5 protein-coding genes, 1 tRNA gene and 1 pseudogene are annotated in these 10,141 nt (G+C 36.2%); 2 read left to right on the forward strand and 5 right to left on the reverse strand.

Annotated elements, in window-relative coordinates; genetic code table 11:
* Positions 1–58: 58 nt before the first annotated feature.
* A tRNA-Thr gene (locus tag G493_RS0104355) sits at positions 59–135 on the forward strand.
* 820 nt (positions 136–955) lie between these two features.
* Here G493_RS0104355 and dcm read toward each other — a convergent pair.
* The 3 genes from dcm to G493_RS27755 all read right to left on the reverse strand — a co-directional run bounded on the left by dcm (position 956) and on the right by G493_RS27755 (position 4,934).
* Complete coding sequence (dcm, locus tag G493_RS33935) at positions 956–3,085, reverse strand: DNA (cytosine-5-)-methyltransferase (protein ID WP_205623631.1); 2,130 nt, start codon at positions 3,083–3,085, stop codon at positions 956–958.
* A gap of 908 nt (positions 3,086–3,993) precedes the next feature.
* The gene (locus G493_RS0104375) at positions 3,994–4,611 is read right to left on the reverse strand and encodes a hypothetical protein (RefSeq protein WP_028579399.1); all 618 of its coding nucleotides are present in this window, start codon (positions 4,609–4,611) and stop codon (positions 3,994–3,996) included.
* Between the two features lie 110 nt (positions 4,612–4,721).
* Positions 4,722–4,934 (reverse strand): helix-turn-helix transcriptional regulator, encoded by a 213-nt coding sequence (locus G493_RS27755; protein WP_035273533.1) that lies wholly within the window; start codon positions 4,932–4,934, stop codon positions 4,722–4,724.
* A 536-nt stretch (positions 4,935–5,470) separates the two neighbouring features.
* On the opposite strand from G493_RS27755, the gene G493_RS0104385 reads away from it, so the two are divergent.
* Complete coding sequence (locus tag G493_RS0104385; protein ID WP_028579400.1) at positions 5,471–7,903, forward strand: SIR2 family protein; 2,433 nt, start codon at positions 5,471–5,473, stop codon at positions 7,901–7,903.
* A 112-nt stretch (positions 7,904–8,015) separates the two neighbouring features.
* Here the strand turns inward: G493_RS0104385 and G493_RS0104390 are convergent, their stop codons facing one another.
* Both G493_RS0104390 and G493_RS33940 read right to left on the reverse strand, forming a co-directional pair.
* On the reverse strand, positions 8,016–9,206 hold the full coding sequence (locus tag G493_RS0104390; RefSeq protein ID WP_028579401.1) for a tyrosine-type recombinase/integrase: 1,191 nt from the start codon (positions 9,204–9,206) through the stop codon (positions 8,016–8,018).
* 667 nt (positions 9,207–9,873) lie between these two features.
* Positions 9,874–10,141, reverse strand: a pseudogene (locus tag G493_RS33940) (IS701 family transposase); the annotation flags it as partial.

Genomic DNA, 10,141 nt, shown 5'->3' on the forward strand with positions numbered 1-10,141 from the left:
AAATTGATACATCAATAAACCTCAAAATTATGCATGTCCAGATATGCAATATTCCAGAGCCGATATAGCTCAGTTTGGTAGAGCGGCTGATTCGTAATCAGTAGGTCACCGGTTCAAGTCCGGTTATCGGCTCCAGTATTTTTAGATAGTTAACCTATCTGTCAACGAACTCTGTTCCCTGTTCTATTTATGGTTCTATGTGGGTTCTATGATAGGTTAAAGTCTTGTCATTTTCGCATAGAGCGATTTCGATGCAATCGTGCACTCATCTGATTAAAGAAATAGCGTCAAAAGCTCGGTTGCTGTAGGGCAAAATAATCAGCGGCATATATTACTCTAACCCCTTTTCTGAAAAATGAGGGGGAGGGGAGTATTGAGAGGGTCGTTTTTTTGAATTGTTTGACGTATTATTTTACGACCGGCTTGCATAAAGAAATTGTTAGCCATGCAGGTATTGTCCAGATGTCTATCAATATATGTTATTTCTTTTCTATCGTGTGAACTGAAATGATGGATAATAGTGCAGGAAAAGATAGAAAAGAAAGGATGTTCCATGAGAAAGGAATTCTAAAATTTTTCCCTTAATTCACATGAACATTATCAGTCACTCAATTTCATTGCTTTAAAAATAGGAATACAATTTGTTGATTAACGTAATTTCTTGGAAACATTTTTTTGAAAATTATCAAAAAAGATTTCACCTTGTGGAGAGAGAAAAGTCAGTATTATATATTTTACCCCATTTATAGAGGGAATTGATTGAACTTGAGCTGAAAATTATCTGACAGGGTGTCGTGTTGATAGCAAAAAAAACAACCAAACATTTCAATGAACAAAAAATATTTTGCCATTTCTGTAAATAGGCCCCTTAAGTACAAAGATTTGATAAAGTTTCAACTATCTTAGAACTTGAATCAAAATTTATTCCTGAAGAAAATAAATTTCAGGAATGAAATTATAGTGTACCTATTACTTTTCTAATTGCATTATCTAGGTCGTCACCTGATGGTAAATTAGGTCCAGATATGAAACGGTTTGAAAATTCTTCTAATGTAAATCGGAGGCTGCGAACTTTAAGTAAATCCCTTTGATTTCCTAATGGTACTTCTTTCCCAAGTTCATATGTAAATACCGTCAGTGTATCATGGGAGGCATTTTCAACGGTTTGAATATCATTGCCAACAACGTCTTCAAATTTTTTATACACAATCTCTGGAAGAATAAAATATAGACCCTTTTTGACAAGAGAAGACCTTGAGTAAATAACTCCTTTTCTTATTAGTTGAGGGATCAACCTTTTATGAACATTGGCCCAATTTAAGCCGTGGCTTGAGGATGGTATATTTTCGATTGGTGTGTTTGTCATTGGAAGATTTTTATAGCCATGCCATGCATCCCTATAATTTCCTGTAATGTCAATACTCTGAATCTCAATCCCTACATATTCTACCAGTTTAGTGTTCTTTATTCTGGCCAATACCCAATCCATTGAAAGGTGACGTCCTACTTGTACCTCTTTGCCTGAGTTTTTTCCAAGAGCTACTATGCATTCATCTATCTTTGTCCTGTTTTTTACATACTCGTCAAAAAGATAAAACTGAACATCCCCAAAAGCATCCTTTGCCACTCTTTTTAATGTTTCATAATTATTGGCATAAAGACGATTGGGGCAGATAATAATGTGTCCATAAGGTGAGGTTACTGAGCAAGTACCGTATATGATACTTTGATCATGATTGATTTTAATACAGCTCTTGTTGAGAAAGGGACAGGCTCCAATATTCCACAATGACCGTGATTCTTTTGATAAATCATCAGGTGCATATCCGAATATCTCAACTAAATCTTTTTTCTTTCTCATTGATGTTCTGATAATGTGTTGATTTGCGTTCTCTTCTCGTTCGCCATGATACTGATCTAGTAATATATTGATCTGCTTTCCTATTTCATATGCCATAAGAGGGGGAACAGCATTGCCAACTTGTTCATATTGCTGAGTGATAGAACCTGTAAAATGGTAACGGTCGGGGAATGATTGGATTCTTGCTGCCTCTCTGACAGATATAACCCTATCTTGTGTAGGGTGAAAAAAGCTCCCCCAATGAGGGTCACATTTGGTGAGCACAGTTGAACATAGTCCTTTAGGGTCTAATCTGCCATACCTCTTTGTATGGTCACTCCTTCTAGCACGTTTCAATCCCGCGGGTAATAACTCAAAAGGAATATCACGCCAGCTACCCCCTTGAGGAATATGTTTTAGCCTTTCTAGGTTAATCTTCCCGAGATTATTACAGCTATGGTTAAATACAAATTCACTCCCATTTCTAAGTATTTTCTGATATTCGCTTAACGGTTGTAGTGACTTATATTCTATCTTGTCATTTCTTTCACCCGATCTAATATCTGGTAAATCAGAAATTGCATCCCATACAGTTGTCTGTGGTTTTAATTTGGCGGCAAAAAGTGGCGTAATATCTAAACAAAGTTCTTTTGCTCCTGTGAAATTGGCAACCGCTTTTGAATTGTATTTGGGTTCCGGAAATAAAATTTTTTCATTGAAAGATTGAATAGCAATAAATATCGTTCTAAATCTCATTTGCGGCACGCCGTAGTGTCCAGCAAATAAGATTTTATGATTGACTTTGTATCCTAATTCTTCTAATTCTCTATAGATTTGTTCAACGACAGTTCCTTTACCAAGAGATACAATTCCCGGAACATTTTCTATGAGGACAGCTTTGGGGAGTAGTTCTTGTGTGACTCTTATAAACTCTTTAAATAAATGGTTTCGGTCATCGTCAAGGGATCTTATAGGGGCATTGATAGAAAATCCCTGGCAAGGTGGTCCTCCGGCTAAAAGGTCAATTTCCCCTTTTTCCACTTTTAATCTCTTACGAATTCCTGAAGCGCATACTTGGCGCACATCACCAACAATAATATCAATATTTGGGTGATTATCTCTATAGGTTTGGGCATAGATTTCCTCTAATTCATTTGCAAGAACGGGTTGAAAACCAGCCATTTTTAAACCACATGATAAGCCACCTGCTCCAGCAAATAAATCAACAACTGTCCTCTTGCTCAACTGCGATACTCCTTTAAAATCAAAAACTTAAATAGGTTTGTCGATTCAGGCTACATCTCCTGCTCGTCCCTATATATACCAATAAAACAGACAGAAGTCAGTCGATGATATTAAGTGCAACACAAAAAGTATCATCGAAAACACAATCCACCATAGGCAATCAACGTGATTTCAATGCAAATGACCAAATATTCTAAGGCGATCATGTCGGAAATTACACCATTTTGCCATTCTGTGGCGGTTTCAAGGGCAAAACTATACTTTGGCTTGCATTTGAAAAATATTCGTTTCTGAGGGCAGATTAGACAAGCCCGACAAATGATGAGACAGAGAAGAAAACAATAGTGGCGGCAATGATAATTATTAAGACCATGCATCCATAGGCTATTTCCAGAGATTTTAGGTTCACATTGCTTTGTTCAGGATATCTCTATAAAAACCAAATACCAATCCCTGTTTCAATACTTAAAACCGGAATATGTCACGTTGTGATATCTGCCGGGTAAAGATGAGTGATTGAGGACAAGGGTTGTTATGCTTCTTTGATGAACAGGGCAAATATATTGGTTTTGGACAAGGATGGATAAATGTGGATAAACAAGGACAAATCCTATTCATCCCCTTGCTTACCGGACTACAAAACACTCGTCAGAGTGTTATATTGCTTTAAAGGCTACAAGTAGGTGAAGAATTAAACGGTAGTGCTTTTATGAATATAAAATTATTCAAGCCTGTGGTATGTAGTCGTTAAGGCGATATTCTATAAGAAACGTTAATTTCCTGAAAAGGATTGAAGTGTAAAAACCCCTGTTAATTCAGGGCTACCATTGTTGTCTCAAAAAAATCCGTTGCGTTTGTTAACAAAAGACAACCGCAAAACAACAAACGTAAATTTGCGTTAGTTAATTTCATCCTTTACTACCTTGAAAATTCTTCAATCGGCTTACAGTTTTACCATTCAGGAGTTTTATCTTTCTCCAAGAGTACCCATTTTGTTTTACGTGGTATCCGATAGAAAAAAGTCTACCATACGTCCCTCGGTTAAATTCTTTCAATACTCCACATCTGACCAATCCTGTCATGTACTTTTTCAGTGTGTCTTCACTACAACCAATATTTTCACTTATCATTTTGTATTTTTGGGGATTTATTAATGCTAAACACTCTGTTATTGTTCCATGCTCATCATACATGCACTCCTGTGGCAACAACGACATAGATATATCCCTGTGCAGTGTATTCTTATGTAACTCTATCAAGAGACTATCCAGAGATTTAAACCTTTTCCGTAGGTTCTTTAGCCATTCCCGATTATTGTACCATTTATAATCAACAGGCCACACCTTCCGGTTTCCATAGGCTTCATTAAAACATTTGACAGCAAAGCTTTTTACAGCCCGAACATTCTCTCTGTAATCTTTCTCATATTTTATAAGCTCACTGATTTCTTTCAGAAAGTCTTCATTTCTTCTGACTCTCATCCTGTGCTTGACTCCTTTGAACTGCTCTTTCAGTCTTCTTTTCATTGTATATTCCTCTTGACATTTCCTCTAGGCATAGCTCTTTTTTTTAAACGGGTGGACAGGGGCAGAGGTTTCCCCTTTTCGGTAGCGAACCTAGCCCACTCAAATTCTCATTACTGGTTTTCAAGCCATCTTTGTAAATCTTTTCTCAGGTAAATTACTTTTCGACCAATTTTCTTATATGGCGGGCCGCTACCATCACTTCGCATTTTACGCATCATGGCTTCAGAGACGCCAATATAGCTAGCCCCATTGCTGCTGTCTAAACCGATAGGTTGTAACCGTTTTCTTCTTACTTGTTTTGTTCTTGTACGTTTGGTTTTCATATAATTACCTTTTCTTAAATTGATGTCTCAAACATGCGAATATTATAAACTCTGTAAAAATCTTGTCAAGAAGGTTTGTTGCGTAAATAACTGATTATACATAGTTTTTGTGCGGTTTGAATCGTTTCTATTTAAAGTAATTTAAACTGATTGAGATCTGTTGAGGTTAAATACTTGGTGATAAATCACTGAGTTTGATTCACTTGAGATGGGTTGAAGGGCTGAAAAAAGTAAAAATTGCAAACTACTTTAAGTGCTGTTTAATGTCTCTGAAGATTGAAAAAAATTGAATTAAGATAATAGGGAGAGTATTGTCTAACTATCCGAACTTTCGGGATAAGCTATTGCCACATTGTGGTATGATTAGTTGAAAATACAATTTTGGGTGGAGTGGGTCTTTATATCGTTATGCAGAACGGTTTGTTTTTTTGCGTATAAAAAAGAGGTTATTCCCGAATTAAGAAATTTAAGCTAATAGACTGACGGTATCTCTCTGGTTTTTAGTACTGCCTTGAAAAAAGATGGAGGATAATTAGATGAGCATTCCTTTGGACAATATGGTTAACCGAATAGAGCCAAATAATACTGTATTGTTTTTTGGATCAGGATCATCTATCCCGTCAGGTGCGCCTAGTGTTGAAAGGCTTATAGATCACATTTCTGAAAAATTTAACATTGAAAAAAATGGATATACTCTTAGTGAGATTTCTAGTATCGCAGAAAATAAATATGGTAGAAAAGATTTAATTTTAGCTGTTAGAGAGTGTTTTACTCATCCTAGTGCTACGGGTAGCTTGTTGAACATTCCAATGTATAATTGGAAAAATATATATACTACCAATTATGATAAATTAATAGAGCAGTCTTATTCTAGAAAAGGTGTTTCTTTATCAGTTTTTTCTTCTAATTTTGATTTTGGTGTACAGTCTATACCTGGTTCGACAAAGCTTTATAAGCTTCATGGAACAATAGATAAAGATATAAGTGATGGTAGTCATGGTAGAATTATAATTAGTGAGTCTGATTATGATCAGGCTACAGATTATAGAGAAGCATTGTTTGAAACACTAGGAGTTGATCTTGTAAATTCTAATCTGTTGATTATAGGATACTCAATATCCGATCATCATATTAAGGATATAATAAATAGAGCTATAGCCATAAAGCACAGGGCTCATATAAATCTTTCTATATATTTGTTGATGTATGAGGAAGATGAAAATAGAGCGATGCTTTATGAGAATCGAGGGATATGTGTTTCTTTTGGTGGCTTAGATGACTTCTTCTTATCTTTTGGAAAGGTAAATGAGCCAAATAGTAAAGAATTCACATTTTCTGGCGATCCATTAGATAAGCATCCTGTTTTACATTCAATTACTGTTGACGTTGCTCATAATCTTAAAATTTCTGAAAAAAACGTTAGCGCAATGTATCAAGGATGGCCTGCAGGCTATGCCGATATTATTGGGAATTTAACTTTTCAACGTTCTATTATTTCTGATATTTTAACATACATTGAAATTGAAGATCATCTATGTTGTACTATTTTAGGGCCAAGTGGTATCGGTAAAACAACATTATCGCGTCAGGTGATGATTTCCTTTCATGATAAAAAATATCATTGTTGGGAACATAAAAACCCACATAATTTAATACCTAAATTTTGGAGAAATATTGCAAGAGATCTAGCCGAAAATGGACAGATGGGTATTCTGCTAATAGATGACGCTCATAATCATTTATACGAAATTAATAACCTTGTAGATCTGCTTGTTTCAGATGAGTCAAGAAATTTAAAAATACTTTTTACTTCAACGAGAAGTCAATGGTTTCCGAGGGTCAAAACCCCAAATATTTTTAAAAATGGAAAACAATTTTGTTTGGATAAGTTGAATGAAGTAGAAGTTGAAAGTTTATTGACATTGATTGATACCTGTCCTGATTTACAGCCATTAGTAGAGAATAGTTTTGCCGGATTTTCTAGGAATGAAAGAAAGAGAAGGTTAACTGCTAAGTGTGAATCCGATACGTTTGTATGTTTGAAAAATATATTCGCTTCAGATAAATTTGATGATATCGTTTTACGAGAATTTGCAGAACTAGAACCTAACTATCAAGATATATATCGGCTTGTCTCTGCAATGGAAGATGCAGGTGTTAATGTTCATAGGCAACTAGCTGTTAGGTTGCTAGGGATACCTGCTGAACAAGTCAAATCATCTCTTGGTAGTTTGGTTGATATTATTCATGAGTATACAGTTGATGAACGTGAAGGTATATATGGTTGGACTGGACGTCATCCAGTTATTGCGTCTATAGTTGCCAAATATAAAATGAGTGATGAGGATGACTACTATAGATTGCTAGAAACTGTTATAGATAATATTATTCCTACTTATGATATTGAGATCAAAACAATTCGGCAGTTATGCGGTTTTAAAACAGGTATAAGTAGATTTCCTGATAAACATAAACGTAACAAATTGTTACGTAAGATGATATCTAAAGCTCCTGGTGAAAGAATACCAAGGCATAGATTAATTAGGTATCTAATTGATATTAATGAACTCGAAAAAGCTGATACTGAAATTAAAATTTTTGAAAATGATTTTAAAGCTGATGGGCCAGTGAAGATATATAAGATAATTCTTATGCTTGAACGTTCAAGAAATACTCCAGGAATAATGAAAGAAGATCGTATTTCTATTTTAGAACAAGCTCGAGATTTATCTGTTAATACAATTGAACATCATTCTGATAATAAAGATATACTCAGAACATATTGTGATGTTGGCTTAGAGTGTTTTGAGATGACAGGAGATGTTTCTATTTTTGATGATTCAATAAATAAGCTAAGGGAGGCTGAAGAGAGAGTAGGTGATCCTGACATTACAAGTTTAATAGTTAGGTATGAGAGAAAATTTGCTAATATTGAATATAGTGAAATAAAAGATACTGAAATTTATTGATGTAAAAAAATATATGTTCCTATTCTTAAATAATGTAATAAATGAATAGTGGTAGATATATTAACATTTTTTTTGTTTTATTTTTAATGTTTATTTATATTTTTTTCGAAATTTAAACAATTTTAATTGTTTTTCTTTCAATATAGTCGGCCCATTTATTCAAGGCTTCAGCCTTTTCGTCTAGATAATCGTGTTTATCGTAATGTTGGTCCATTTTGTCCCTTGCATGATTTAAAACTTCGTTCTTGATGTGGGGTTTGATTTTGAGCTTGCTCATGCCCGTTTTTACTGTTCTTCTGAAATCGTGCACAGTGGTTCGGGGCCAATCAAGTTTTATAATCACTCTCTGTAATAGCTGGTTTGGGCTGCTATGTGCAGCATAATTTCCACTTTTACCGGGGAATACATATTCATTACCTATAGTGGAACAACGCTTGGCATCGTCAAGTATCTTAAGTGCTTGAGAGGAGAGGGGGACAAGGTGTTCTTTTTTGTTTTTGGAGTTCGCTGAAGGTATTGTCCAAATCTCACCTTTAACGTGCTTCCACTTCATTAGGCGTGCTTCACTTAATCGTTGCCCGGTCAGCATTAAGAAACGTAGCATCATGCCCATTGAACTGTTACCAAGGGCATGCCATAAAATAGTAATTTCGTCACCGGAGAGGCAACGTTCTCTTACTCGTTCTTCGCCACGCTTTTTCATGCCAAATGTTGGTGGCATTCCTTTTAAAATGTCTCTTTCTGCTGCAAAATTAAACATCTTGCTTAATACCGCTAATGCTCGATTACAAGCAACCATTGCGCCTCTATCTTCAATCACATCGATTAAGCTAATTAGGTCGGCTCTAGTAACCTCGTTTAGCTTAATTTTGCCTATTTGGGGTAGAATGTCATGGTTGAGTATTCTTTGAGTTTCAGGTGTTGATTTACGGCCTTTTTTCATGCAATATTTTTCGATATAGACTTTGCTGAATTCTTCAACAGTTGGGTCATTGATGTATTGCCTTTTTTCGTTACGTTTCTTTGCCTCAATATCTACCCCATCATTCATTTCAGCCAAGAGAGCAGCAGCCATTTTACGAGCATCAGTAATGGACATTGTTTCAATTCTGCCAAGTGATTTCGTTAGAGGTTTGCCTTGTTTGTTGCTCCACTTTTGGAATTGAAAAGTTTTCACCCCCCTTTGGGTCACAGCTACACGTAAACCGGCTTGCGTAGTATCATAGATATACAGTCTTTTGTTAGGGTCTGGCTCAAGAGCATTGAGTCGATTCACTGTGAAGTTAATTTTATTTTTACCCATTTTGTACCTTTTGCTTTGGTTCTATGCTGGTTCTATGGACTTCATAGAACCATATGGCGCTCTGTGAATCGCTATGGTAAAATTTTATTCTGTTTAATTGTATAAAACAAGGAATATTAGGTGTTAAAAAGATACAGAAAGATATGGGTGTGAAACAAAAGGGTTGTTTGTGCTGATTCGTAATCAGTAGGTCACCGGTTCAAGTCCGGTTATCGGCTCCATGATTTCAGGTAGTTAGCCTGTCTGCCAACGAACTCTTCTTCCTGTTTTTGCCTAAGTTAGGCAAAAAATCTTACCGAGGCGGTTTAAATTTCTCAACGACTACCTTGTATCTGTTACGCATAGCTTCGGTTTTATGTCCTCCTATCCGATCGTCCTCGGCATCTGAAATTCCTTTCCGTTTCAAGTCGTGAAGGTTCCAGAATATATCTCCAAGCCCAGCCTCTTCCATTCTCTGTTTCAACCTTCGCATCGCTGAGCGTATAGCCGATTCCGTTAACTTTTGACCGTCCGGCACTGGGGTCCTATCGTTCTTGCAAAACCCAAAGACACAATATTTTGAGTTTCACAAAGTGTCATTATCGTAATTAATTTCTTGGATTTAGCTCACCAGGAAGTTAAAAACTAAAGTTTCCTGGAAATTATCACATCGCCGATCCCGGTTCCCCTACGCGACCATGCGTAGCAGTGTTCTGACAAAAGATTTTTGCGTCTTTTGCCTCGGTAACGGGCAAATCGATTGAAAATCCTCACTCAATGCGGCCTCGGCTATAATTCTTCGGACATCTGAAAATGCAAATCCGGAACGGCCGCGAACTTTATATTTGCGATCGGGCGCCTTTTGCAGTCGAGCCGCATAAACCCATGTCAGCGTTGTCGCCATCATGCAAAAGTTGAGATGGTTCTCTACAGCATCAGCATTTCGAGTCTGCGAT

Origin of the sequence: Desulfogranum japonicum DSM 18378 (assembly GCF_000429945.1) — a bacterium.
GTDB lineage: Bacteria > Desulfobacterota > Desulfobulbia > Desulfobulbales > Desulfobulbaceae > Desulfogranum > Desulfogranum japonicum.